Annotated in this window: 24 protein-coding genes; 10 read left to right on the top strand and 14 right to left on the bottom strand. The window is 63.4% G+C overall.

Annotated elements, in window-relative coordinates; genetic code table 11:
- Positions 1-122 precede the first annotated feature (122 nt).
- The 3 genes from htpX to pyrC all read right to left on the bottom strand — a co-directional run bounded on the left by htpX (position 123) and on the right by pyrC (position 3,019).
- Complete coding sequence (htpX, locus tag EXV95_RS20775) at positions 123-1,004, bottom strand: protease HtpX (protein WP_010462430.1); 882 nt, start codon at positions 1,002-1,004, stop codon at positions 123-125.
- A gap of 195 nt (positions 1,005-1,199) precedes the next feature.
- Positions 1,200-1,970, bottom strand: a complete 771-nt coding sequence (locus EXV95_RS20770) for a DUF3025 domain-containing protein (protein WP_176888293.1) — start codon at positions 1,968-1,970, stop codon at positions 1,200-1,202.
- Complete coding sequence (gene pyrC / locus EXV95_RS20765) at positions 1,955-3,019, bottom strand: dihydroorotase (protein WP_370460277.1); 1,065 nt, start codon at positions 3,017-3,019, stop codon at positions 1,955-1,957. The genes EXV95_RS20770 and pyrC overlap by 16 nt, the downstream gene beginning before the upstream one ends.
- 157 nt (positions 3,020-3,176) lie before the next feature.
- Here pyrC and EXV95_RS20760 point away from each other — a divergent pair, with 157 nt between their 5' ends.
- Positions 3,177-4,232, top strand: a complete 1,056-nt coding sequence (locus EXV95_RS20760) for an IPTL-CTERM sorting domain-containing protein (protein WP_176888292.1) — start codon at positions 3,177-3,179, stop codon at positions 4,230-4,232.
- A 157-nt stretch (positions 4,233-4,389) separates the two neighbouring features.
- On the top strand, positions 4,390-5,577 hold the full coding sequence (locus EXV95_RS20755) for a helix-turn-helix transcriptional regulator (RefSeq protein WP_176888291.1): 1,188 nt from the start codon (positions 4,390-4,392) through the stop codon (positions 5,575-5,577).
- Positions 5,578-5,602: 25 nt separating this feature from the next.
- Here the strand turns inward: EXV95_RS20755 and EXV95_RS20750 are convergent, their stop codons facing one another.
- From EXV95_RS20750 to EXV95_RS20725, 6 genes are all read right to left on the bottom strand, one after another.
- Positions 5,603-6,340: an amino acid ABC transporter ATP-binding protein gene (locus EXV95_RS20750; RefSeq protein ID WP_176888290.1), complete on the bottom strand. Its 738-nt coding sequence runs from the start codon at positions 6,338-6,340 to the stop codon at positions 5,603-5,605.
- 40 nt (positions 6,341-6,380) lie between these two features.
- Positions 6,381-7,046 carry an amino acid ABC transporter permease gene (locus tag EXV95_RS20745; RefSeq protein ID WP_055400821.1) on the bottom strand — a complete coding sequence of 222 codons (666 nt, stop codon included), beginning with the start codon at positions 7,044-7,046 and terminating at the stop codon, positions 6,381-6,383.
- 1 nt (position 7,047) lies between these two features.
- A complete protein-coding gene (locus EXV95_RS20740) occupies positions 7,048-7,806 on the bottom strand; it encodes an amino acid ABC transporter permease (protein WP_055400823.1) in 759 nt (252 codons plus the stop codon).
- Between the two features lie 108 nt (positions 7,807-7,914).
- Entirely contained in the window at positions 7,915-8,814 is a 900-nt protein-coding gene (locus tag EXV95_RS20735; protein WP_055400825.1) for an amino acid ABC transporter substrate-binding protein, read from the bottom strand.
- 113 nt (positions 8,815-8,927) lie between these two features.
- On the bottom strand, positions 8,928-9,824 hold the full coding sequence (locus EXV95_RS20730) for an amino acid ABC transporter substrate-binding protein (protein WP_176888289.1): 897 nt from the start codon (positions 9,822-9,824) through the stop codon (positions 8,928-8,930).
- Positions 9,825-10,016: 192 nt separating this feature from the next.
- Positions 10,017-10,949: a LysR family transcriptional regulator gene (locus EXV95_RS20725; protein WP_055400828.1), complete on the bottom strand. Its 933-nt coding sequence runs from the start codon at positions 10,947-10,949 to the stop codon at positions 10,017-10,019.
- A 261-nt stretch (positions 10,950-11,210) separates the two neighbouring features.
- Between EXV95_RS20725 and EXV95_RS20720 the strand changes: the two genes are divergently transcribed.
- From EXV95_RS20720 to EXV95_RS20710, 3 genes are read left to right on the top strand one after another with little or no spacing between them, the layout of a single operon-like run.
- Positions 11,211-11,768 carry a TRAP transporter small permease gene (locus EXV95_RS20720; protein ID WP_176888288.1) on the top strand — a complete coding sequence of 186 codons (558 nt, stop codon included), beginning with the start codon at positions 11,211-11,213 and terminating at the stop codon, positions 11,766-11,768.
- Positions 11,765-13,063, top strand: a complete 1,299-nt coding sequence (locus tag EXV95_RS20715; RefSeq protein ID WP_176888287.1) for a TRAP transporter large permease — start codon at positions 11,765-11,767, stop codon at positions 13,061-13,063. Before EXV95_RS20720 ends, EXV95_RS20715 begins: the two co-directional genes overlap by 4 nt.
- Before the next feature lie 40 nt (positions 13,064-13,103).
- A complete protein-coding gene (locus EXV95_RS20710; RefSeq protein ID WP_176888286.1) occupies positions 13,104-14,141 on the top strand; it encodes a DctP family TRAP transporter solute-binding subunit in 1,038 nt (345 codons plus the stop codon).
- A 147-nt stretch (positions 14,142-14,288) separates the two neighbouring features.
- On the opposite strand, the gene EXV95_RS20705 is transcribed toward EXV95_RS20710, so the two are convergent.
- From EXV95_RS20705 to EXV95_RS20695, 3 genes are all read right to left on the bottom strand, one after another.
- Positions 14,289-14,645 (bottom strand): nucleotide pyrophosphohydrolase, encoded by a 357-nt coding sequence (locus EXV95_RS20705; protein WP_176888285.1) that lies wholly within the window; start codon positions 14,643-14,645, stop codon positions 14,289-14,291.
- Positions 14,646-14,716: 71 nt separating this feature from the next.
- The gene (locus EXV95_RS20700; protein ID WP_176888284.1) at positions 14,717-15,649 is read right to left on the bottom strand and encodes a 2-hydroxyacid dehydrogenase; all 933 of its coding nucleotides are present in this window, start codon (positions 15,647-15,649) and stop codon (positions 14,717-14,719) included.
- Between the two features lie 35 nt (positions 15,650-15,684).
- Complete coding sequence (locus EXV95_RS20695) at positions 15,685-17,646, bottom strand: ABC transporter ATP-binding protein/permease (protein WP_255484822.1); 1,962 nt, start codon at positions 17,644-17,646, stop codon at positions 15,685-15,687.
- A gap of 128 nt (positions 17,647-17,774) precedes the next feature.
- Between EXV95_RS20695 and EXV95_RS20690 the strand changes: the two genes are divergently transcribed.
- A complete protein-coding gene (locus EXV95_RS20690) occupies positions 17,775-18,197 on the top strand; it encodes an acyl-CoA thioesterase (RefSeq protein ID WP_055393750.1) in 423 nt (140 codons plus the stop codon).
- A 63-nt stretch (positions 18,198-18,260) separates the two neighbouring features.
- Here the strand turns inward: EXV95_RS20690 and EXV95_RS20685 are convergent, their stop codons facing one another.
- Together EXV95_RS20685 and EXV95_RS20680 are read right to left on the bottom strand one after the other, a co-directional pair.
- Positions 18,261-18,824 (bottom strand): polymer-forming cytoskeletal protein, encoded by a 564-nt coding sequence (locus EXV95_RS20685; protein ID WP_176888283.1) that lies wholly within the window; start codon positions 18,822-18,824, stop codon positions 18,261-18,263.
- Between the two features lie 176 nt (positions 18,825-19,000).
- Positions 19,001-19,489: a thioesterase family protein gene (locus tag EXV95_RS20680; RefSeq protein WP_176888282.1), complete on the bottom strand. Its 489-nt coding sequence runs from the start codon at positions 19,487-19,489 to the stop codon at positions 19,001-19,003.
- Between the two features lie 800 nt (positions 19,490-20,289).
- Here EXV95_RS20680 and EXV95_RS20675 point away from each other — a divergent pair.
- The 4 genes from EXV95_RS20675 (at position 20,290) to EXV95_RS20660 (ending at position 24,086) form a co-directional block, all read left to right on the top strand.
- Entirely contained in the window at positions 20,290-21,165 is an 876-nt protein-coding gene (locus EXV95_RS20675; RefSeq protein ID WP_121422272.1) for a branched-chain amino acid ABC transporter permease, read from the top strand.
- Positions 21,166-21,168: 3 nt separating this feature from the next.
- A complete protein-coding gene (locus EXV95_RS20670) occupies positions 21,169-22,245 on the top strand; it encodes a branched-chain amino acid ABC transporter permease (protein ID WP_176888281.1) in 1,077 nt (358 codons plus the stop codon).
- A 186-nt stretch (positions 22,246-22,431) separates the two neighbouring features.
- Positions 22,432-23,271, top strand: a complete 840-nt coding sequence (locus EXV95_RS20665; protein WP_176888280.1) for an ABC transporter ATP-binding protein — start codon at positions 22,432-22,434, stop codon at positions 23,269-23,271.
- Complete coding sequence (locus tag EXV95_RS20660) at positions 23,268-24,086, top strand: ABC transporter ATP-binding protein (protein WP_176888279.1); 819 nt, start codon at positions 23,268-23,270, stop codon at positions 24,084-24,086. The genes EXV95_RS20665 and EXV95_RS20660 overlap by 4 nt, the downstream gene beginning before the upstream one ends.
- Positions 24,087-24,090 lie beyond the last annotated feature (4 nt).

The raw sequence follows: 24,090 nt of genomic DNA, 5'->3' as shown, positions 1-24,090 counted from the left end.
GGTTATCGACAAAAGGTTACAAACCCTTGAGCCCCCCACAAGGCCGACAAACCACCCAGAAACAAAAAGGCCGCCGCAGGGGTAACCCCTGCAGCGGCCTTCAAGGGCCAGATTGAACCGGATCAGCCTTGCTGCTGCGCGTTCTGCAGCGCAGCAATGCGCTCTTCGATGGGCGGGTGGGTGCTGAACAGCTTGCCAATGCCACCGGCAATGCCCATGGCGGCCATGCTCTTGGGCAGCTCGGCCGGGTGCATGCCACCCAGGCGGGCAAGGGCATTGATCATGGGCTGGCGGCGGCCCATCAGTTGCGCGGCGCCTGCATCGGCACGGAACTCGCGCTGGCGGCTGAACCAGGCGACGATCATCGCGGCCACAAAGCCCAGCAGGATGTCGAGCACGATGGTGGTCACGTAGTAGCCGATGCCGGGGCCCGAGCTGCTCTCGTCGTTCTTACGCAGAAAGCTGTCCACCGCATAGCCGATCACCCGCGACAGGAACACCACAAAGGTGTTCATCACGCCCTGGATCAGCGTCATGGTGACCATGTCACCGTTGGCGATGTGGGCTACCTCGTGGCCGATCACGGCCTCGACCTCTTCACGCGTCATGCCTTGCAGCAGGCCGGTGGACACCGCCACCAGGGCCGAGTTCTTGAACGCGCCCGTGGCAAACGCATTGGGGTCGCCTTCGAAGATGCCGACTTCAGGCATGCCGATCTTGGCTTCGGTGGCGAACTTGCGCACGGTCTCGACGATCCAGCGCTCGTCGGGCGAGCCGGAGCCGTCGATCACGCGCACACCCGAGGTCCACTTGGCCATGGGCTTGCTGATCAGCAGCGAGATGATGGCGCCGCCAAAACCCATGACGAGCGCAAAGCCCAGCAGCGCGCCCAGGTTGAGCCCGTTGGCCGTGAGGTAGCGGTTGACGCCCAGCAGGCTGGCCACCACCCCCAGCACGACAACGACGGCCAGGTTGGTCATCACAAACAAAAGGATCCGCTTCATGGAATGGTTTCTCCGTGGGGTAAACAACAACAAGTGTTTGCTGGCTCAGATGGGGGCCGAGTGCTGGGCTTCAAGCACCAAACACCCGCTGCTGGGGCCACTGCACGCCCCTGGCAGCCCCATGGCCGCGATTTCATCGCGCTATGGTAGGTGCAAACCCGCGCGCAGCCCTTATCACACAAGCGTTGACGGGAATTAGCCCCCTGACACAGCCCGGGGCAGGCGGAACACCTGGGTGTCGGCATAAAAGTCCGGCGTCTCGTTAGGGGGCCACCAGCCGGGTACGCCCAGCACGGGCAGCGGGGTGAAGGGCTTGGTGGCCCACTGCTGCGCATGAATCTCCCCCGCCAGCCAGGCATCCAGAATCGCTATTGATTCAATAGCTGCTGGCGCTTGGTACACATGCGCCACCATGGGTTTTCGAGGGATAACCAGCTTTTCAAGCAGCGCGTGCCCGAACACCACCAGCCGGGCCTGCCCCCACAGCGGGCGCAGGTCGCTGAACAGGCGCTGCCAGTCTCGTACCCTGAGCGCGGCCCACAGCGCGGGCGGCGCTTGCAGTACGGCGCCGTTCTCGTCAAACACCGTGAGCGCATCGCGCAACTGCCCGCGCACGGGCTGCACACCATCGGCGGCGATGGCCCGGGCCTGCAGCTCGTTCAGGCGCCGCTTGGTGTGCGGAAACTGTTGCCACACCAGGCCGTTGAAGAAGTCGTGCAGGTTGTCGCGCGTGGGCACCCGGCGGGTGTCCCAGATGTACTGCTCGTAGGCCGTGCCTTCGGGCAGCTCGGACTGGGGCACAAAACCCACCGGCAACGCTGGCGGCGCTGCGGCCTGCAAGGCTCGGTGCACTGACGGATCGTGCTGCAGCTGCTGCGCCACGGGCTGGCCCAGATTGCGCCACGGCGCCAGCCAGGGGGCGCTCCAGTCAATGGCGTCGAAGGCTTCGCTTACACCAGCCGCCACGGCAGGGCTTCACCGGCACGCAGGGGCTTGAGTTCGGCTTCGCCAAACGCAAAGCTGTCGGGCGGTGTCCACGACTCGCGGCGCAGGGTGATGCTGCCGGTGTTGCGCGGCAGGCTGTAGAAGTCGGGGCCGTGGAAGCTGGCAAAGCCTTCGAGCTTGTCGAGCGCACCGGCGTTGTCGAACGCCTCGGCATACATCTCAATGGCGGCATGGGCGGTGTAGCAGCCCGCGCAGCCGGTGGCATGTTCCTTGAGGTGCGCAGGGTGCGGCGCGCTGTCGGTGCCCAGGAAGAACTTGTTGCTGCCGCTGGTGGCGGCCTGCACCAGGGCCACGCGGTGGGTTTCGCGCTTGAGCACGGGCAGGCAGTAGTAGTGCGGGCGCACGCCACCGATGAAGATGGCGTTGCGGTTGTACAGCAGGTGGTGCGCGGTGATGGTGGCTGCGGTGAAGCGATCGGCACTTGCCACGTAGTCCGCCGCGTCCTTGGTGGTGATGTGCTCGAAGACGATCTTCAACTCGGGGAAGTCGCGGCGCAGCGGGATGAGCTGCTGCTCGATGAACACGGCCTCGCGGTCGAACAGGTCGATGTCGCTGCTGGTCACTTCGCCGTGCACCAGCAGCAGCATGCCGGCCTTCTGCATGGCTTCGAGCGTCTGGTACGTCTTGCGCAGGTCGGTCACGCCCGCGTCGCTGTTGGTGGTGGCGCCAGCGGGGTAGAGCTTGCAGGCGGCCACGCCTGCGGCCTTGGCACGCACGATTTCCTCGGGCGGGAGGTTGTCGGTGAGGTACAGCGTCATCAGCGGCTCGAAGTTCATGCCTGCAGGCACGGCGGCCAGGATGCGCTGCTTGTAGGCCAGGGCCTGCTCGGCCGTGGTGACCGGTGGGCGCAGGTTGGGCATGATGATCGCGCGGCCGAACTGGGCGGCGGTGTGGGGCACGACGGTGTGCAGGGGCTCGCCGTCGCGCACGTGCAGGTGCCAGTCGTCGGGGCGGGTGATGGTGAGGGTGTGGATGGGGGTGGGGGGGGGTGGGGGTGGAAGATGCGGCAGTCATGGGCTGCATTGTCACACCCTGGTTTGTTCCTTCATTTGATGGATGCTTTTTGGAGCAGTGTTTCCAACAATGGAATGGCTTGACGCCGCCTTGTGCAACGCGTTGCATGAAGCCGCCGAGCACCGTCCGACCCCCACCGCTGGCGCACCCACCATGAACAACGACGAACCGATGAGAACCCCCATGCTTCGCAGGCTTGCCATGCTTTTGCCCGCACTGCTCTGCCTGGGTGCGCAGGCCGCCACGTATGTGTACATCGGATCGCCCTACAGCGGCGGCACCATCAACAACGCGACAAGCTGCGCTGCACCCGAGGTGTGTGGCCAGTTCACCGTCGGCCAGAGCGTCTCCGGCTCCATCACCACTGCGCTGCCATTGGCGCCGAACCTCACAAATTCGGACATCGCCGCCAGCGTCACTGGCTATTCGTTCAGCAATGGCGTGTCGTCCATCGTGTCGGGCAGTCCGCCAGCACGCCTGGTCACGGCGTTGGTAACGACCGATGGCGCCGGCGCCATCACCAGCGCCGACATCAAGCTGCAGCGCTGGACATACTCCGCAGCAGGGTCTGCGGCCGCAGGCCCGCACGTGGCTGGCGATCGGTTCGACGAAATCAACGTGGTGGGTGCGGTCGCCAGCGGCGCCTCGATCAACGGCTTCTGTGCCGGCGTGGATATCAGCGTGCCCACAGACACCTGCAATACCGTCAGCGCCAACACCGCCACCTCCGTCGCGGTTGTGTCGGGCGGGGCCTGGGACATGCTGCCCTCGGTCTCGATAGCCGACGCCAGCGTGCTCGAAGGCAACTCGGGCTTCAGCAACCTGAATTTCCCGATCACACTCTCTGCGATACCAAGTGCCCCGGTTACCGTGACCGTAGGCCTCACGGGCGGAACAGCCACGGCAGGTACGGACTTCGCGATGCCATTTCTCTCGGTGAGTTGGGCGCCTGGCGACCCTGTCACCAAAAACTTTGTCATCGTCGTGCAGGGTGAATCAATCGCGGAGCCCGACGAGACGTTGCAACTGACGCTGTCGAACCCCGTGGGCGCGGTGCTGGGAGCGGCAGTGGCCACCGGAACAATTCTCAACGACGATGCCGTGCCACCGGCCGCCGCGACAGCCATCCCAACCCTCTCGGAGTGGGCTTTGATGCTCCTGGCCACTGCCAGCGTGGTCATTGGCATGTGGCGCACACGCCGCCCATAATACTACAATTTTTGTAGCAAATTGCGCTTGATGGATAAGCGCTGGAGGCACTTTTTACCAATATCCCAGGACACGCAGGGCCGTGCTGGGCTTGCATGCCCATTGCCATGCAGCGGGCAATGTGCCACAACCGGGCCTGCCCATACCATCCCACGCCATGCAGCCCCCTGCTCCCCACCCGCCGCCGGATGAAGACGTCATGACCCTGGCGGCATACAGCCGCGTGCAGCAGGTGCTGTATGCCGCAGTGGGCCACGATGATGCCTGGACTGACGCGCTGCGCGAGATGTGCCAGGTATTCGACGCCAGCTTTTCCATGCTGGTGGCTGCAGGCCAGGGGCAACGCGACCAGAGCTTCTATGCGGCCTGGAACCACTCTGACGAAGCCGCCCGTGCGTATTCGGACTACTGGTGGCAGCACGACATCTGGCTAGATCGGGGCATGCAGGGCGGTCATTTCAAACAGGGCCATATCACGTTGGGCAGCACGCTGGTGCCCTCACCCGTTTTCCGGATCAGCCGCTTTTATCGCGAATACTTGGCACCCCTGTCTGCCGAATACCTGCTGGTGTGTGTTGTGTCCGACGGCAGTATTCCCGGGCTGGCACCACCTTCACACCTGAGCTTTTTTCGCCGTCCCGACCAGCAAGACTTCCACGCTGGTGACATCGCGCGTCTGCAGCTGATCCTTCCCCATGTGGTGCGCGCCTTTGATTTGCACTGGACTGTTCGCCGCTTGCAGCAGCAGGTGAATATGCTGCACCGGTTCCTCGACGCGTTGGACTTTGGCGTGCTCATGCTAGACCCCGCCGCCCAGGTGGTGTACGCCAACCATGGCGCGCGCGCCATGGTCACGGCCCCCGCGCTGTCGCACTGGAGGGGTGCCCTGCCCAAGCGCGTCGCTGCCAACGATCCGCTGGGCAAACTGGTACACGCCTGCATGCGCGGCCAGGGCGGCGGTGTGGTGCTCGGCAACGCAGAACCCCAGCTGCTCGCCCTGGCGCTGCCCCTTGAAGGTACCAGCCCACCAGCGCAGCCCGGTGGCTGCATGCTGCTACTGGCCCGCCACGCGCAGGCTCCGTCGGCAGTATCGGATTTCGTCATGCGCGTCTTCGGCCTGAGCCCTGCAGAGGCACGTGTGCTGCCACCGCTGCTGCGCGGCAGCTCACCGGTAGAGATCGCCGCCGAACTGGGGGTGAAGATCAGCACCGTGCGCTCACAGTTGTCTTCGATCTTTGCCAAAACCGGAGCCACACGCCAGCAGGACCTGTTGCGCCTGCTCGGCAACGTGCCACGCATCCAGTTGAATACCAACGAAAACGGCCCCGAAGGGCCGCTGGGTTAACGCAACAAAGGTTCGCCGCAGCGTGTCAGTGCTGCAGGATCTTGTTGAGAAAGTCCTTGGTCCGGGGCTGGCGCGCATCCGGATTGTTGAAGAACTCTTCCTTGGAGCAGTCTTCCAGTATCTTGCCGCCCACGTCCATGAAGATCACGCGGTTGCTCACCTTGCGGGCAAAGCCCATTTCGTGGGTCACGCACATCATGGTCATGCCTTCGTTGGCCAGGCCCACCATCACGTCCAGCACTTCACCGACCATTTCGGGGTCGAGCGCGGAGGTGGGCTCGTCGAACAGCATCACGATGGGGTCCATCGACAGCGCGCGCGCAATGGCTACACGCTGCTGCTGGCCGCCCGAGAGCTGGCCGGGGAACTTGTCCTTGTGCGCCATCAAGCCCACACGTTCGAGCATCTTCAGACCGCGCTTCTTGGCGTCATCCGCGCTGCGGCCCAGCACCTTGATCTGCGCAATGGTCAGGTTGTCCGTCACCGACAGGTGCGGGAACAACTCGAAGTGCTGGAACACCATGCCTACACGGCTGCGCAGCTTGGGCAGGTCGGTCTTGGGGTCGTGCAGTGCAATCCCGTCCACCGTGATCTCGCCCTTCTGGAAGGGTTCGAGCGCGTTGATGGTCTTGATCAGCGTGGACTTGCCCGAGCCCGAGGGGCCGCACACCACCACCACTTCACCCTTTTGGATGGTGGCCGTGCATTCGTTGAGCACCTGCACCGGGCCATACCACTTGGATACGTTTTTGAGTTCGATCATTTCTTTTTCCTCAATCCAATCTCTTTTGCACCAGCATCGATCAGCGGATGATCGCGATCTTCTGGTGCAGGCGCTTGACCGCCCAGGACAGCGCGTAGCACATGATGAAGTACAGAACCGCAGCGGCCAGGTATGCCTCGATCGGACGACCAAAGTTCTTGCCCGCCACTTCAAAGCCCTTGAGCATGTCGTAGGCACCGATGGCGTAGACCAGCGACGTGTCCTGGAACAGGATGATGGTCTGCGTGAGCAGCACCGGCAGCATGTTGCGGAACGCCTGGGGCAGCACCACCAGCTTCATGTTCTGGCCGTACGTCATGCCCAGCGCCTGGCCGGCATACACCTGGCCGCGTGGAATGGACTGGATGCCAGCGCGCATGATTTCGCTGAAGTAGGCCGCTTCAAAGGCGATGAAGGTAATGATCGCCGACACTTCCGCGCCAATGGGGCGGCCGATGATGGCTGGCACCAGCAGGAAGAACCACAGGATCACCATCACCAGCGGAATGGATCGCATGCCGTTGACGTAGATGGTCGCAGGAACATCCAGCCACTTCTTGCCCGACAGGCGCATGAGCGCCAGCACCGTGCCGAAGATCACGCCACCGATGGTGGCGATGAGCGTGAGCAGCAGGCTGAAATACAGCCCTTTGAGCACGAAGTTGGAGATCAGCTCCCAGTTGTAGAAGGAGAAATCGATATTCATATCAATGCCCCCCTCCGGCCGCGCCGCTCACGACCATGCCAGGGATGCGTGCGCGTTTTTCGATGAAGGCCATGATGCGGTTGATGGCAAATGCCGAGATGATGTACAGCGTCGTCACCGCCAGGTAGACCTCGATGCCGCGCGAGGTTTCTTCCTGCGCCTGCATGGCAAACATCGTGAGTTCAGCCACCGACACGGCAAACGCCACGGACGAGTTCTTGAAGATGTTCATCGTCTCGCTGGTCAGCGGCGGGATGATGATGCGAAACGCCATGGGCAGAAGCACATAGCGGTAGGTCTGGAACGTGGTGAAGCCTACGGCCAGACCTGCGTACCGCTGACCGCGTGGCAACGCCTGGATGCCGGAGCGCACCTGCTCGGCAATACGTGCCGACGTGAAGAAGCCCAGTGCCAGCACCACCAGCGCAAAGCCAGGAACGCCCCTGAGCACCGGAAACAGGCTGGGTAGCACGTGGTACCACAGGAAAATCTGCACCAGCAACGGAATGTTGCGAAACAGCTCGACCCAGGCATTGCCCAAGCGCACGATCATGGGCCGGTCCTGCAAGGTACGCAGCGTCCCGATCAAGGAACCCAACACAAGCGCCAGCACCAAGGCCAGCACCGAAACAGACACCGTCCAACCCCAGGCCGACAGCATCCAGTCCAGGTAGGTGATATCGCCGCCCTTGCCAAAGCAGCTTTGCACGACTTCCCTGTCCATGGTGTCCTGGCAGAACACCTGCCAATCCCAACTCATAGGAGCACCCCTTAAATTCTTGGTATTGCGTTGGGCGCAACCCTTTGCGAGCCCAACAAAAAAGCCCCTTCAAACCGGTTGGCCGAAGGGGCACAAGCGTTCAGAAAATTACTTCTTTGCGTAGTCTTCCATGGGCTTGTCATTGGGCGATGCCCATGCTGCCTTGGTAGCGTCGGACATCGGCAGACCAATCTTGGTGTTGGTCGGTGGCACGGGTTGCATGAACCACTTGTCGTACAGCTTGGCCAGCGAACCGTCTGCAATCTGGCGCTTGATGGAATCGTCCACGGCCTTCTTGAAGGCTGGATCGTCCTTGCGCAGCATGCAGGCGATAGGCTCCACGCTCAGAACTTCACCGACGATCTTGTAGTCGGCAGGGTTCTTGGACTTGGAGATGTTGGCAGCCAGGATGGAGCCGTCCATCACAAACGCATCGGCGCGGCCGGTTTCCAGCATCAGGAAGCTGTCAGCGTGGTCTTTGCCAAAGACTTCCTTGAAGTCGATGCCGCCAGCACGCTCATGCTTGCGCAGGGTTTGCACCGAAGTGGTGCCCGTGGTGGTGGCGATGGTCTTGCCGTTCAGGTCCTTGATGGACGTGATGCCCGAGTTGGCCTTGACAACGGTGCGCACTTCTTCCACGTAGGTGGTCACGGCAAAGGCAACGTCCTTTTGGCGGGCGGCATTGTTGGTGGTGGAGCCGCACTCCAGATCCACGGTGCCATTGGTCACCAGGGGAATACGGTTTTGCGAAGTCACAGGCTGGTACTTCACGTCCAGCTTGGGCAGGCCCAGTTGCTTCTGGATGTCGGCCAGGACGATTTCGCCCATTTCGGTGTGGAAGCCCACAAACTTGCCGTTACCCAGGGTGTAGGAAAGACCGGAAGATTCGCGAACACCCAGCGTCACGCTACCCGAGGCCTTGATCTTGGCCAGGGTGTCGGTGGCTTGAGCGAAAGCGCTACCTGCAGCCAGGGCGGTCACGGCAACCGCGAGCAAATGCTTCTTCATTGGTATCTCCTTGTGTGTGAAGCTAAAAACGGGGGGATTCTAGAGATTCGCCCACGCCGACAGTGCCGGCAGGTCGCATTCTCCAAAAACAGAAACCTCGACCGGGATATTAGTCAGAACGGAACCTGGTCGGTGGGGTATTTCCAGAAGTCGCGCAACAAGTAGCTGACCGGCAGGTTCAGCACCGTGTTGTTGGGTGGGATGGGTTTGTTAAACCACTTGTCATAAATGGGGTAGATGTCCCGGCTGGTGATCAGGCGGCGCATCTCTTCATCAATCAGCTTTTTGAACTCGGGGTCGTTCTTGGGCAGCATGATGGCCAGTGGCTCGGTGGTCATGAAGCGGCCCACCACCTTGAGCGCCTTGGGGTCAGGCCGCCCGGCGGCCAGGCCATACAACAGCACGTCGTCCATCACAAAAGCATCGGCCTCGCCCTTCTCGACCATCTCGACCGCCTTGGCGTGGTCCGGAGCCTCAACAATGGTGATCCCCATCAGGCGCTCGCGGTTGGCCTGATCGGCGGCCTTGAGCGGTGTTGTGCCCTTAGTGGACACCAGCTTCTTGCCATTGAGGTCTTCCACACGGTCGATGGGGCTGGAGGTCTTCACCAGCAGCCGCGCACCAGTGATGAAATGGGGAATGGTGAACGCAACCTTCTGGCGCCGCTCGGCGTTGTTGGTGGTAGAGCCACACTCCATGTCGGCTTTGCCCTGCTCGATCATGGCGATACGGTTGGCCGGCGTGACCGCTACAAGCTCGACCTCCATGTCCTTCTTGCCGGTTTTCTTGCGCACCACCTCGGCCAGGCGCAGGCACAGATCCATGGCATAACCCACCGGCTTGCCGGACTGGGTGTCGATGTACGAAAAGGGCACCGACGATTCACGGTACGCAATCACCAGCTTGCCGCCGGCACTGATGCGCTCCAGCACCGAGGCCTGCGCAGAGGCCGCTAAAGCGCAGCTTGCAGCGGCAAGGCCCCAGGCAATTCCCCAATGCTGAACTTTCATACGGCGTCTCGGTGAGTGGATGGATCGGATTCGCAATGTTCGTGCCACCGTGGGGACTAAGAATCTGCTCTTAGACGGCACACGCTGCGGCAGCCGACCCAGCGATGGCGCCGACTGTACGTGTCGTTACCGTGAAATTCCAATGCCGTTTGCGCGCGCAACTATGCAAAGTGTTTATATCCGTATTTACCCTTAGCATGACCCGGCCTGCGCTTGAAGGTACATCCACAGCGCCTGTGCCGTGCCTTTGGGAGCCTCTTTGCCCGCTGGTTTCTCACGGTAGGCGCGCACATCCATGGTCATCTGCAGGCCTTCGCTATCGACCGGTGCTGCACTGACCAGGCGGCGCGAACGCAATTCTTTCTTCACGGCGCTGTGCGGCAGAAAGGCCACGCCATGGCCTTCGAGCGCCATGGCCTTGAGCCCCTCGGCCATGTCGGTTTCGTACACGCGCTCCAGATGGATGGGCGTGCCGGATTCCTTCAGGATCAGTTCGGTCACGCGCCCCAGATAGGCGCCCGGGGCGTAGCCCAGGTAGGGCAGTGGTTGCCCGGCCCGGCCCGGCAGGCGGTGCACGGGTTGTCCGTCTGCGTCGGCCTTGCTGTAGGGGGAGATCACTTCCTGCCCCAGGCTCACCATCTCGTAACGGTCGGCATCCAGCTGGAAGGGCTGCGAGGGGTGGTGGTAGGCAATCAGCAGATCGCACCCGCCCTCCACCAGGCGCATCACGGCGTCGTGCACGTTCAACGCAATCAGCCGGCTTTTGAACGGCCCAAACTTGTCGTGCAAGCTCGACACCCAGGCCGGGAAAAACGTGAACGCCAGCGTGTGCGGCACGGCGAACTCAATCATGTCCTTGCCCGCGCTGGTGTGCGCCCGCAGCATGGCGCGCGTGTTCTGCAGCGCCTGCAGCACTTCCAGAGACTGGTCGTACAGGGTCTTGCCAGCCGGGGTGAGTCGGGTGGGGTAAGAGCTGCGGTCCACCAGATCGGTGCCAGCCCAGGCTTCCAGCGCCTGGATACGCCGCGAGAACGCGGGCTGCGTCACATGCCGCAGCTGCGCTGACCGGCTGAAGCTGCGGGTTTCCGCAAGACTGACGAAATCTTCAAGCCACTTGGTTTCCATCGAAGCATTATCCGCGCGGGCGCTGCAGCGTGCTGGCACCGGGCATCAGGGTTTCCACAGGCCCGCGCGCCTGCGGCCCTCGGCTCCATGCGCGCCCCACGACTGCGTGGAGCCCCGCACCAATGCTGTGCATGCATAGCGAGCGACGCATAATACCCAGCGCGTCTACCCCGCTTCTCCCTCGGTCAACGCCCCAGGTGCACAACGCCGCCGGGCAGCAAGATCGGCATTTGCCCCGTGTTCTTCTGACTCCCCGCGTTCATGTCCACCTCCACTCCCGATGGGCAGCCCCCTGCGCCCATAGTGCCTGCAGCGCCCGCTGCCGCTGACGAACCCCGCTCCCTGCGCCTGGAAGACTGGCTCATCGTCCTGACCATGGCCGCCCTAGCGCTCATCACCTTTGTGAACGTGGTGTTGCGCTATTTCACCGATGCGTCCTTCGCCTGGACCGAAGAAATATCGGTGTTCCTGATGATCGTGCTGGCCATGGTCGGGGGCTCTGCCGCCGTGGCGCGCCAGTTGCACATCCGCATCGAGTTCTTTGCCGATGGCGGCTCCGAACACCGGCGTCAGGTGCTGGCGCAGTTTGGTGCTCTCATGGTGGCGCTGTTGTTTGGGCTGATCACGGTGCTGAGCATCCGCGTGGTGTGGGACGACTATCGGTTTGAAGAGACCTCGCCCGGCATCGGTGTGCCGCAGTGGTGGTACACCGTCTGGCTGCCTGTGCTGTGCGCGCTGACCACAGCCCGGGCACTGCAACTGTTTGCCCGCCTGCGGCGTGCATCGGCCGCATCGACCGCACCGAAGGCCCGCCCGTGATCGCTACCCTGCTGTTTGTCGCCTTCCTGGGCATGATGTTTCTGGGCGTTCCGATTGGTGCGGCGCTGGGTCTGGCGGGCGCCACGGCCATTGCCGTGGCCAATGCCGATACCCCCTGGTTCGGCCTGCTGGCCGTGCCGCAGAACTTTTACGCAGGCCTGGGCAAATACCCGCTGCTGGCCATCCCGATGTTTGTGCTGGTGGGCTCGATCTTCGACCGCTCAGGCGTGGCGCTGCGGCTGGTGAACTTTGCGGTGTCCATCGTGGGCCGAGGGCCCGGCATGCTACCGCTGGTGGCGATTTCCGTGGCCATGTTCCTGGGCGGCATCTCCGGCTCGGGCCCCGCTACCGCAGCGGCGGTGGGTGGCGTCATGATCGCCGCCATGGCGCGCGCCGGGTATCCCGCCGCCTACTCGGCGAGTGTGGTGGCGGGCGCAGCAGCCACCGACATCCTCATCCCGCCCTCGGTGGCGTTCATCGTGTATTCGGTGCTGGTGCCGGGCGCCTCGGTGCCCGCCTTGTTTGCCGCGGGCATGTTCCCAGGCATCCTGGCGGGCATTGCGCTGATCGTGCCCGCCGTGTGGCTGGCACGGCGCCACAAGATGGGTGGCGCTGAAGCCGACATGCCCCGCCCGCCGTTCTGGCGCAGCCTGCGCGAGGCGGCGTGGGGGCTGGCCGCGCCGGTGGTGATTCTGGGCGGCATGCGCGCCGGCTGGTTCACTCCCACCGAGGCTGCCGTGGTGGCCGTGTTCTACGGCCTGTTTGTGGGCATGTGCATTCACCGCACGATCCGTGTGCGCGACCTGTTCACCATCCTGCGCGAAGCCGGTGAACTGTCGGCCGTGATCCTCGTGGTGGTATCGCTGGCTGGCATCTTTGCGTTCTCGCTGTCCACCCTGGGAGTGATCGACCCCATCACCCGCACCATCGTGCAGTCGGGGCTGAGCGAGCAAGGTGTGCTCGGCGCGCTGATCGTCATGCTGCTGATCGCAGGCATGTTCCTCGACGGCATCTCCATCTTCCTGATCTTTGTGCCCCTGCTCATGCCCATCATGCAGCACTACCAGTGGGACGTGGTGTGGTTCGGCGTGGTGCTGACCCTCACGGTGGCCATCGGCCAGTTCACCCCGCCCATGGCCGTGAACCTGATGGTGTCCAGCAAGATTGCCGGTGTACGCATGGAGCAGACCACCCGCTGGGTCGTCTGGCTGGTGCTGGCCATGACGCTGGCGATGCTGCTGGTCGTCGTGTTTCCGCAGATTGCGCTCTGGCTGCCCCAACGGCTGGGCTACTGATTTTTCCTCACCCATTCACCATCCAACAAGGAGACAACCGATGAAACTGCGCACCTTCCTCACCTCTGCCGTGGCCGCTGCAGCCGCCCTGGCCTTCACCGCACCTGCCGCCATCGCACAAACTGCGTACAAGAGCGAATACCGCATGTCGCTGGTGCTGGGCCCCGCGTTCCCCTGGGGCAAGGGCGGCGAGCTGTGGGCCAACAAGGTCCGCGAGCGCACCAATGGCCGCATCAACATCAAGCTCTACCCCGGCGTGTCGCTGATCCAGGGCGACCAGACGCGTGAATTCAGCGCGCTGCGCCAGGGCGTGATCGACATGGCCGTGGGCTCCACCATCAACTGGTCGCCCCAGGTCAAGCAACTCAACCTGTTCTCGCTGCCCTTCCTGTTCCCCGACTACGCAGCCGTGGACGCTGTGACGCAGGGCGACGTGGGCAAGAGCATCTTCGCCACGTTGGACAGGGCCGGTGTGATGCCACTGGCCTGGGGCGAAAACGGCTACCGCGAAATCTCCAACTCCAAGAAGGCCATTAAGAGCCCTGAAGACCTCAAAGGCCTGAAGATCCGCGTGGTGGGCTCGCCGCTGTTCCTCGACACCTTCACCGCCCTGGGCGCCAACCCCACGCAGATGAGCTGGGCCGACGCACAGCCCGCTTTTGCCAGCGGCGCGGTGGACGGACAGGAAAACCCGTTGTCCATCTTCACCGCCGCCAAGCTGCACAGCGTGGCGCAAAAGCACATCACGCTGTGGGGCTACGTGAACGATCCGCTGATCTTTGTGGTGAACAAGGAGATCTGGAACAGCTGGACCCCAGCCGACCGCGAGATCGTCAAGCAAGCCGCCATCGACGCGGGCAAGGAAGAAATCGCCCTGGCCCGCAAGGGCGTGGTCGAAGCCGACAAACCTCTGCTCAAAGACATCGCCGCACTGGGCGTGACGGTGACCCAGCTGAGCCCCGCCGAACGCGCCGCCTTTGTGAAGGCCACACGCCCGGTATATGACAAGTGGAAGGGCCAGATTGGTGCCGATCTGGTGACCTCGGCCGAGAAGGCGATTGCGGCCCGCAAGCAATAAGCCAGACGCTGGTTCACCAAAGCCCCCAACAAAAGCCCCGCTCGCGGGGCTTTTTGCTGTCGCAGGATCGTTGCAGGGCGGGAACCGGTCGCTTCACTATTGATAGCTGCCAACGCTTACCAGTAAAGCGCCAGAGGCACTTTTCATCTAAATTTCACGACCATCCACGGCTGCACCACCAACGCACGGCGCCGGGTGTTTGACGGCGTTCTTGCGCAGCTTGTTCTCCACCGCCTGCACCAGGTCCACACCCGCGTGGTCTGCCAGCTGCAGCAGGTACAGGAGCACATCGGCAACCTCATCGGCAATGGGCTCCGTGAGCGCCGGGTCATCACGTACCGCCAGCGACTGCCCGGGGGTCATCCACTGAAAGATCTCGGTCAGTTCAGCCGCTTCCACCATCAGGGCCATCGCCAGGTTCTTGGGGGTGTGAAACGGCTGCCACTGCCGCTCGGCTGCAAAGGCGCGCAGCCGCGCCTGCAAGGCATCGACATCCAGGGACATTGCCACAACTCCTTATTTGATAGCTGCTTGCGCTTATCCATAAAGCGCTAGAGCCATTTTTCATTCAAATTTCAGAGCGGGGACACCGGCGCCTCGCCTGCCAGATGGCGGCGGGCGTTTTCCATGAAACGGTCCACCGAAGCCTGCACCGCCTCGGGCGACCAGCCCGCCACATGGGGTGTCAGCACCACGTTGTCCAGGTCCAGCAGTTCAGCCGGGGGCGCGGGCTCGCTCTCGTACACATCCAGGCCTGCTGCCGCAATGCGGCCTTCGCGCAGCGCGGCGGCCAGGGCGGCGGTGTCGATCACGCTGCCGCGCGCGATGTTGACCACCACGCCGCGCGCGCCGAGGGCATTCAGCACGTCTGCGTTGACCAGGTGCTTGGTGCCCGCGCCACCGGGCGTGGCGACCACGAGGAAGTCCGACCATTCGGCCAGCGCCTTTACATCGCCAAAGTAGCGGTACGGCACATCGGTGCGCGCGCTGCGGTTGTGGTAGCCCACCTCGATCTCGAAGCCCAGCGCGCGCTGTGCGATCTTCTTGCCAATGGTGCCCAGGCCGATGATGCCCAGGCGCTTGTGCGACACGTTGGGCGGCAGCGGCAGGGCCGTGCGCCAGATGCCTGCGCGCGTGGCCTTGTCCAGCGGCAGGATGCGGCGCTGCGCGGCAATCAGCAGGCCCCAGGTGTGGTCGGCCACGCAGTCGTCATTGGTGCCCGCGCCCGTGGCCACCACAACGCCCCGCGCCTTGGCGTGGGCCACGGCGATGTTCTCGTAGCCTGCGCCCAGCGCGCAAATCAGCGTGAGCGCAGGCAATGCATCGATCTGCGCGGCTGAGAGGCCCGTGGCGCCGATGGTCAGGACCACGGTGATGCGCGCGCCATGCTCGGCAATGGCGGCTGCGGCCTGCGCAGCGTCGGGCGCGTAGACCAGCTCGAACGACTGCGCCATCTGGGCGCGATGTTCTTCGGACAGGAACATGAGGGCAAGCAGTACAGGCTTCATGGGATAGTGCAATCTCGAAAAAAGAAAATGGGACGCTACGCTTTGCATCGTGCGCTTCGCGCAGAGCGTACAAAACCGGCGCGGCCCAGGCGCGGGACGCCTAGCAAGGGCCGCCCCGCAGCGATGGCGTCGTCCCCCTCAGGGGGAAGGCGCCGCAGGCGACTCAGGGGGGCCTCCTGCTGGAGAGACCACATGCTCGCGTAACGGCCACCCAGGGCCAGCAGCTGCGCGTGCGTGCCGCGCTCGATGATGCGGCCCGCGTCCATGACCAGGATCTCGTGGGCGTCCACCACGGTGGAGAGGCGGTGCGCAATCACCAACGTGGTTTTGTTCTGCGCCACACCCTGCAGCTCGGCCTGGATGGCGCGTTCGTTGGCGGAGTCCAGCGCGCTGGTGGCCTCGTCAAAGATCAGGATCGGCGGGTTCTTGAGCAGGGTGCGCGCAATGGCCACGCGCTGCTTTTCACCGCCCGAGAGCTTGAGCCCGCGCTCGCCCACCATGGTGGCGTAGCCCTTGGGCGTGCTGGCAATGAAGTCGTGGATGCGTGCGGCACGGGCGGCGGCTTCGATCTCATCCTGGCTGGCACCGGTGCGGCCATAGGCGATGTTGTAGGCCACCGTGTCGTTGAACAGCACCGTGTCCTGCGGGACGATGCCAATCGCCTGGCGCACGCTCGCCTGCATCACGCTGCGGATCTCCTGCCCCGCAATGGTGATGCGCCCCTGCTGGATGTCGTAGAAGCGAAACAGCAGCCGGGCCAGTGTGGACTTGCCCGAACCCGAAGGCCCCACCACCGCCACCGTCTTGCCCGCCGGTATCTCGAAGCTGATGCCCTGCAGGATGGGTCGGCCGCTGCTGAGGTCGCTGCCTTGGCGCACATCGTAGGAAAAGTGCACGTTCTCAAAGCGCACGGAGGGCTGGCTCAGCCCCGCCAGCGGCTGGGCGCCGGGTGCGTCGGCCACTTCGCGCTCTTTGTCCATGAGCGTGAACATCTTGTCCAGGTCGGTGAGGCTCTGCTTGATCTCGCGGTAGATCACGCCCAGAAAGTTGAGCGGGATGTACAGCTGGATCATGAAGGCGTTGACCATGACGAGGTCGCCCAGCGTCATGCGGCCATCGACCACGCCCTGTGTGGCGCGCCACAGCATGGCCACCAAGCCCACGGCAATGATGAGCTGCTGGCCAGTGTTGAGCATCGACAGCGTGGTCTGGCTTTTAAGGCGGGCCAGGCGCAACCGCTCCAGGCTTTCGTCGTAACGGCGGGCCTCGAAGCCTTCGTTGTTGAAGTACTTGACCGTCTCGTAGTTGAGCAGCGAATCCACGGCCTTGGAGTGTGCTGCCGAGTCGAACTCGTTGGCCTCGCGGCGGAACTTGGTGCGCCACTCGGTCACCAGCACGGTGTAGGCGATGTACAGCACCAGCGCGGCCAGCGTGATCCAGGCAAACCAGGCATCGAACTTGACGGCCAGCACACTCAACACCAGGATCACCTCGATCAAGGTGGCAAACACGTTGAACAGCGAAAACGAGATCAGTGACTCGATGCCGCGCACACCGCGTTCGATGTCGCGCGTCATGCCGCCGGTCTGGCGCTCCAGGTGAAAGCGCAGGCTCAGCGCGTGCAGGTGCTCGAACGTCTGCAGCGCAATGGAGCGCGCTGCACCCTGCGTAGCCTTGGCAAACACCAGCTCGCGCAGCTCGGTGAACAACGAGGTGGACAGGCGCAGCGCCCCGTACGCCACCAGCAAGCCCACCGGCACCACCAGCAGCGCGGCGGGGTCACTAGGCTTGAACGCCATCGCGTCCACCAGTGTCTTGAGCAGCAGCGGCACGCTGACGTTGGCCAGCTTGGCGCCCACCATGAACACAATGGCCGCCACCACGCGCCACTTGTATTGCCACAGGTAAGGGAGGAGCCGCCTCAGCGTGACCCAGTCGGACTTGGGGGGCGCGGGCGTGCCAGGGGTGGGGGGGGCGGTTTCGCCAAGGTGGCGCATGGGGGACAATTCCGGTTGTTGTTTTTACCGACCCGGCTGATGCCAAGGTGGTTTTTTTGCGGGCCAGCCGCCTTGCAAAACCCCAGGTTCCGACAAGGATTGGCTCAGCCCCAACCGAGATTGTGCCCATGTCTGCCGTTTTCAGCCCACCACCCGCCGCATTGCCCACCGACAAGGAACTGGTGCTCAAGGTCATACCCATGCCCGCCGACACCAATGGCAATGGCGACATTTTTGGCGGCTGGGTGATGGCGCAGGTGGACTTGGCGGGCTCTGTGCTGCCCGCGCGCTACATCCAGGGGCGCATGGCCACGGTGGCCGTCAACGAATTCATCTTCAAGCAGCCGGTGCGCGTGGGCGACATCCTGTCGTTCTTCTCGTCCATCACGCGGGTGGGCAACACCTCGGTCACCGTGGAGGTGGAGGTGTATGCCGAACGGTTTACCGACCAGGGCCGGTATGTGAAGGTGACGGAGGCGCGCCTGACCTATGTGGCCATCGACGACCAGGGCAGGCCGCGCCCAGTGCCCAAGCACAACGCGCCGGGGTAAAAGCACGGAAGGTCGGCTCGCGCAAACCGCGTTTGGCGGTGCGCGGACGCCTTCATGGCCCGGTCAGGCGGCCAGTGCAGTGGCCGGTTCGGTGCGCAGAGGAGCTGCCGTGCGCTGCAGAGTGCTGCTGGATGACGAGGGCGAGAACCCGGCCTCGATCTCACCCGCCAGCTGACCGCCCTCTTCCACCACCAGTTTGCCGTAGCGGATCTTGCCGTTGACCTTGCCGGTGCTGTAGATCACCAGCTTCTGGCGCACGGTGAGTGTGCCGTTGAACTCGCCATGGATCTCGGCAATGTCGATCTCGGCAGAGCCCTTGAAGGCGCCATGCTCAGCAATCTGGATCACGCGCGAATCCATGGTGGCTTCCACCGTGCCTTCGACCACGAGGGTGTCGCAATCGGTAATTTCCACGCCCTTGAGCTTGATGTTCGGGCCCACCGTGAGCTTGCTGCCCGAGCTGTCGCTGCTGCTGGCGGCCTTGGGGACAGCAGGGCTGGCCACCGGCTGTGCAGCCGCAGCACTACTCGTCGCTGAGCTCCCCAATACGGAGCCTGAAGTAGTGCTGTTGCGGGGTTGGAACGACTCGGGTTCACGCTTGCCAAAGAAGGGGTTTTGCACGGCCATCAGATCTCCTTGAAAAGAGAGTCATCGTAGGTATCGCGCCCCGTGAAAGATGCCCTGGTTACGCAAGAACGGTAACCAAACGGTTCTCTCGTAGCATGCGCTTGCAAGGCTTGCGGGATCACACATCCGGCGCATGGCAACGCCCCATGGCGAGGCGGCTCAGCAGCGCGCCCCAATCAGGAGACGATGTAAGCCGCAGCTCCGGCCGACATGATCTGCCCATCCGGCCCCAGAAACTCCATGCGCGTGGTTGCGACACGCGAACCCAGGCGCAGCACCTGTGCGCGCAATTCGAAGTGGCTGCCAATGCCGGGGCGCAGGTAGTCGATGCGCAGATCGATGGTGCCCAGCTTGGCAAAGCGGTGCAGGCGCTGCTCGGGGGCTTCATCCAGGTGTTTGGCGCCAATCGCGGCCATCACCGCCAGCCCGCCCATGGCATCGAGCCCCGCGCTGATCACGCCGCCATGGATGCGGTTGTAGGCATAGTGGCCCACCAGGTCCGGTTTCATGTCGATGCGGCCCACCACACCATCAGGAGCCAGTGACGTGATCTTCAGGCCCAGCACCTGGTTGAACACGATTTTTTCTTCAAAGATGGATTTGAGCCCGGCAATGAACTCGGGCTCAAAGGCTTGCGGGGCTGGGGTGGCGGTGGATTTGCTCATGGGTCTCCTGGGGGTCACTGCTGGACGGTGCGTGCAATCGAAACCATCCAGATGCTCCTGATTTTGTAGCTTCTCACGCTTAATAGATAAGCGCCAGAGGCTATTTTTACTTAAAACTGGCCGTGGCGTACTTGCCCTGCGGCATACCGCAAGGCGCCGCGCAGTGCTTCGGCCAGCATTCGCGGCCGCCCGCCTATTCCTGCAGCAAGGCTCGCCGTAACGGCAGCCCTTCGGCGGCGAGCGCGCTGATGCGGGCTGTGCTGGCATCCACCGCGTTGCGCACATCGGGCCTGCACCTTGTCACCAGCGTGACACCACCTTGCACTTCAACCTCTGCGGATATGTGGCTCTCCTGTGGCCAGGTGTCAGAACCTGTTCACCCACCCGACGTTACTCCTATTGCGCAGGGTGCAGCACTGCGTCAATATCCGCCGCTACCCCGGGATCCTCTGCACGAATCCCGCCGCCAAAGTGGGCGCTGCGGATCGGGATGGGCTGCCAGGCGCAAAACGCAGCAATAGCCATCGCTATTGCGAGGTTTTGCAACGCCGCAGACCGCCCGAGACCGCAGATGCACACGACGCGGTGATTCGTGCAGAGGATCCCTGGCTGCCCGCCCCATCAGGGTTAGCCCCGAGTGCGGTATGCACAGCGCGCGTGCACCATTATTTATACAAAGCAATCGCTTTGTATAAATATTCTGCAGGACCTGCGCAAGCGACGATGCGGCCATCCCATGCCCACGAGGCATCCACCCCGCATTTACCCGCTTTGCGTATCACTTATTCTGGAGAGCCAGTGTGCAATTTGTGCAACTGTTGATCAGCGGTGTCTCGCAGGGGTGCATCTACGGGCTGATCGCGCTCGGGTTCGTGCTCATCTACAAGGCCACGGAGACCGTGAGTTTTGCGCAGGGCGAACTCATGATGCTCGGCGCCTTCTGCGGCCTGGCGCTGATGACCGTGCTGGGCTTTCCCTTCTGGGTGGCGGTGCTCGCCAGCATCCTGGCCATGGGGCTGTTCGGCACGGTGCTGGAGCGTGCAGTGATCCGCCCCATCCTGGGCCAGCCCGCGTTTTCCATCGTCATGCTCACCATCGGCATCGGCTATGTGCTGCGCGGCCTGGTCACCATGATCCCCAACATCGGCACCGACACGCACACGCTGCCCGTGCCCTACAAGGACCAGTCCCTGCGGCTGGGTGAACTGGTGGTCAGCGCCGAGCAGCTGGTGGTGATCGGCGCCACAGGCGTGCTGTGTGTGCTGCTGTTTGCCATGTTCCGCTACAGCAAGCTCGGCATTGCCATGCAGGCCGCGTCGCAGAACCAGCTCGCGGCCTACTACATGGGCATTCCCGTGCAGCGCCTTAACGGCCTGGCCTGGGGGCTTGCCGCGGCGGTGGCGGCGGTAGCCGGGCTGCTGTTGGCGCCCATCACCTTCGTGCACGCCAACATGGGGCTGATCGGGCTCAAGGCCTTCCCCGCCGCCGTGGTGGGCGGCTTCGGCAGCCTGCCCGGGGCCATCGTGGGCGGGCTGGTGATTGGCATTGTCGAATCGCTCTCGGGCTTCTATCTGCCCGATGGGTTCAAGGACACGGCCGCGTACATCGTGGTGCTGATCATGCTGATGGTCAAACCCAACGGACTGTTCGGCGAGAAGCTGAGAAAGAAAGTCTGACCCATGCGCTTTCTCTTCAAGACCTCGTACGAGCAAGACATCCGTCTGGCCAAACATGGCGGACATGTGTTCTGGTACAGCCTGCTGTGCCTGGCCCTGGTCGCCGCGCCCTGGGTGGCGCCTGAATACTGGTTGGCACAGCTCACCTTTGTGCTCATCTACGCCATCGTGGGCTTGGGGCTGATGCTGCTGGCGGGCTTCACCGGCTTGTTCTCGCTGGGGCATGCAGCGTTTCTGGGCGTGGGGGCATATACGCAGGCGGTGCTCACTGGCATGGGCTGGCCGTTTGCGCTGTCGCTGGCCTGCGCGGCGGGGCTGTCGGCGGCTGTGGGCGTGGTGGTGGGGCTGCCAGCACTCCGCGTCAAAGGCATCTACCTGGGCATGGCCACGCTGTCCTTCGGCTTCATCGTGGAAGAGGTGTTCGCGCGGTGGGAGTCTGTGACCGGCGGCAACTCCGGCAAGCACCTGGTGCCGCCACAAATCGCGGGCTACTCGTTCGAGACCACAGAGTCGTTCTACTTTCTGTGCCTTGTGATTGCGGTGGTCAGCACGCTGGCCATCCTGAACCTGCTGCGCTCACCCACAGGCCGCGCGTTTGTCGCAATCCGTGATTCAGAGATCTCCGCGCAGAGCATGGGCATCCACCTCGCGCGCTACAAGACGCTGTCGTTCTCCATATCGGCTGCACTTGCAGGCATCGGCGGTGCGTTGTACGCGCACAAGCTGCAGTTCATCTCGCCCGACCAGTTCAACATCCTGCAGTCCATCGACCTGCTGCTGATGATCGTGATCGGCGGGCTGGGATCGGTGCATGGAGCGTTCCTGGGGGCCATCTTCCTCATCACCATGCCGCAGATGATTTCGCTCAGCAAGGACTGGCTGCCCGCCGCCATCGGCCAGGCACCGGGCCTGCAGGCGGTGGTCTACGGCGTGGTGCTGATCGCCTTTGTGCTGTTCGAACCCATGGGCCTGTATGGCCGCTGGCTCAAGGTGCGCACCTGGCTGCAGATGTTCCCGTTCTACCGCAAGGGCTTGTTCAAGCGGCAGAAGTCGTTCCAAAAATCAGATCGCTTGAAATGAAGCACCCCCTGAGTCGCTTCGAGCCTTCCCCCTCTCTCGATTCGCTGCGCGATTCGGGAGGGGAACGCCCCCAGAGCGGCGGGGCGGCCCTTGCGCGGGGGCACTGGCCTCGGTCACGCCAGTCGCAAAGGCTGCGGACAGCATTCAGCACACTGGACCAGTGAAATGACCCCAATTGCTGTACCCATGACTGACGAAATCCTGCTCAGCGCCCAGAACCTCAGTGTGCGCTTTGGCGGCGTGCTCGCGGTCAACAACGTGAGCTTTGACGTGCGCCGTGGCGAGGTGTTCACCCTCATCGGCCCCAACGGCGCGGGCAAGACGACGGTGTTCAATCTCATCAGCCGCATCTACACGCCCACCACCGGCACCATCGCCTATGCGGGCCCGGGCGGGGCCCTGCTGCCGCTGACCGACCAGCCGCCGCACAAGGTGGCAGGCCTGGGCATTGCACGCACCTTCCAGAACATCGAACTCTTCGAGCACGCGAGTGTGCTGCACAACCTGTTGATCGGCCGCCACACCCGACAGCACAGCAGCCTGTGGGCCGAGATGTTCTTCACGCGCAAGGTGCGCGAAGGGGAAATTCAGGCCCGGGAGAAGGCCGAGCAGATCATCGACTTTCTCGACCTGCAGCACTACCGCGACACCATGGTCGCCGGCCTGCCCTACGGCGTGCGCAAGGTGGTGGAGCTGGCCCGTGCGCTGTGCACCGAGCCGCAGTTGCTGCTGCTCGACGAGCCCTCGTCGGGCCTGAACGTGGAGGAGACTGACGACATGGCCTTCTGGATCCAGGACATCCAGCACGAGCTGGGCATCACCGTGCTGATGGTGGAGCACGACATGTCGCTGGTCTCCAAGGTGTCCGACCGCGTGCTGGCCATGAACCAGGGCGAGGTGGTGGCGATGGGCACGCCGCGCGAGGTGCAGACGCACCCCGGCGTGGTCGAGGCGTATCTGGGCACCATCGACGATGTGAGCAACCTGCGCCGCCCGGCGGGGTCTCACATGGGGGTTCGGGCATGAGCGCCGTACTTGCCGCCACCAGCACACCAGTTGCTGCAGCCGCTGACCAACCCCTGCTGCGCCTGCAGAACGTGGAAAGTGCCTACGGCCCCATCAAGGCCATCCGCGGCGTGAGCCTGCAGGTGCGGCGCGGCGAGATCGCCGCCGTGCTGGGCAGCAACGGCGCGGGCAAGACCACCATCCTGAAGACCATCAGCGGCATCATCGACCCGCGCAAGGGCTCCATCGAATTCGCGGGCGCCGACATCACTGCCAACGACCCGGCAGCGATCGTGCGCCGGGGTCTCATGCATGTGCCCGAGGGGCGCGAGGTGTTTGCGCTGCTCTCGGTGCGCGACAACCTGCTCATGGGAGCCTACACGCGCAGCGACACTGATGCCGTCGCCCGCGACATCGAAACGGTGTACGGCTACTTTCCTATCCTCAAGGAACGCGCCGCGCAGGACGCCGGCCTGCTATCAGGCGGGCAACAACAGATGCTGGCCATCTCGCGTGCGCTCATGGCCAACCCCGAACTCATCCTGCTGGACGAGCCCAGCCTGGGCCTGTCCCCCAAGCTCACCAAGGAGATCTTCGAGATCGTGGTGCGCATCAACCGTGAGCGCGGTACCACCATCTTGCTGGTGGAGCAGAACGCCAACATGGCGCTCAACGCATCGGACTACGGCTATGTGCTGGAAAACGGCCGCATCGTGATGGAAGACAGCTGCGAGCGCCTGCGCGAGAAGGACGACATCAAGGAGTTCTACCTTGGGATGAAAGATGTCGGCGTGCGCGGAGAGCGGCGCTGGAAGAAAAAGAAGACCTGGAGATAAGCGC

The organism is Acidovorax sp. JMULE5, from assembly GCF_013376875.1.
Taxonomy (GTDB): Bacteria; Pseudomonadota; Gammaproteobacteria; order Burkholderiales; family Burkholderiaceae_C; genus Acidovorax; species Acidovorax facilis.
This window is presented reverse-complemented; position numbering and strand designations above follow the sequence as displayed.

Excerpts from the sequence above, each read along its gene's own strand:
- EXV95_RS20700 (WP_176888284.1), bottom strand. The coding sequence starts at position 15,649 with ATGAAGCCTGTACTGCTTGCCCTCATGTTCCTGTCCGAAGAACATCGC.
- EXV95_RS20725 (WP_055400828.1), bottom strand. The coding sequence starts at position 10,949 with ATGGAAACCAAGTGGCTTGAAGATTTCGTCAGTCTTGCGGAAACCCGC.
- htpX (WP_010462430.1), bottom strand. The coding sequence starts at position 1,004 with ATGAAGCGGATCCTTTTGTTTGTGATGACCAACCTGGCCGTCGTTGTC.
- EXV95_RS20750 (WP_176888290.1), bottom strand. The coding sequence starts at position 6,340 with ATGATCGAACTCAAAAACGTATCCAAGTGGTATGGCCCGGTGCAGGTG.
- EXV95_RS20695 (WP_255484822.1), bottom strand. The coding sequence starts at position 17,646 with ATGCGCCACCTTGGCGAAACCGCCCCCCCCACCCCTGGCACGCCCGCG.
- EXV95_RS20720 (WP_176888288.1), top strand. The coding sequence starts at position 11,211 with ATGTCCACCTCCACTCCCGATGGGCAGCCCCCTGCGCCCATAGTGCCT.
- EXV95_RS20685 (WP_176888283.1), bottom strand. The coding sequence starts at position 18,824 with ATGGCCGTGCAAAACCCCTTCTTTGGCAAGCGTGAACCCGAGTCGTTC.
- EXV95_RS20755 (WP_176888291.1), top strand. The coding sequence starts at position 4,390 with ATGCAGCCCCCTGCTCCCCACCCGCCGCCGGATGAAGACGTCATGACC.
- EXV95_RS20680 (WP_176888282.1), bottom strand. The coding sequence starts at position 19,489 with ATGAGCAAATCCACCGCCACCCCAGCCCCGCAAGCCTTTGAGCCCGAG.
- EXV95_RS20730 (WP_176888289.1), bottom strand. The coding sequence starts at position 9,824 with ATGAAAGTTCAGCATTGGGGAATTGCCTGGGGCCTTGCCGCTGCAAGC.
- EXV95_RS20665 (WP_176888280.1), top strand. The coding sequence starts at position 22,432 with ATGACTGACGAAATCCTGCTCAGCGCCCAGAACCTCAGTGTGCGCTTT.
- EXV95_RS20670 (WP_176888281.1), top strand. The coding sequence starts at position 21,169 with ATGCGCTTTCTCTTCAAGACCTCGTACGAGCAAGACATCCGTCTGGCC.
- EXV95_RS20710 (WP_176888286.1), top strand. The coding sequence starts at position 13,104 with ATGAAACTGCGCACCTTCCTCACCTCTGCCGTGGCCGCTGCAGCCGCC.
- EXV95_RS20760 (WP_176888292.1), top strand. The coding sequence starts at position 3,177 with ATGAACAACGACGAACCGATGAGAACCCCCATGCTTCGCAGGCTTGCC.
- EXV95_RS20690 (WP_055393750.1), top strand. The coding sequence starts at position 17,775 with ATGTCTGCCGTTTTCAGCCCACCACCCGCCGCATTGCCCACCGACAAG.
- EXV95_RS20705 (WP_176888285.1), bottom strand. The coding sequence starts at position 14,645 with ATGTCCCTGGATGTCGATGCCTTGCAGGCGCGGCTGCGCGCCTTTGCA.
- EXV95_RS20745 (WP_055400821.1), bottom strand. The coding sequence starts at position 7,046 with ATGAATATCGATTTCTCCTTCTACAACTGGGAGCTGATCTCCAACTTC.
- EXV95_RS20735 (WP_055400825.1), bottom strand. The coding sequence starts at position 8,814 with ATGAAGAAGCATTTGCTCGCGGTTGCCGTGACCGCCCTGGCTGCAGGT.
- EXV95_RS20660 (WP_176888279.1), top strand. The coding sequence starts at position 23,268 with ATGAGCGCCGTACTTGCCGCCACCAGCACACCAGTTGCTGCAGCCGCT.
- EXV95_RS20740 (WP_055400823.1), bottom strand. The coding sequence starts at position 7,806 with ATGAGTTGGGATTGGCAGGTGTTCTGCCAGGACACCATGGACAGGGAA.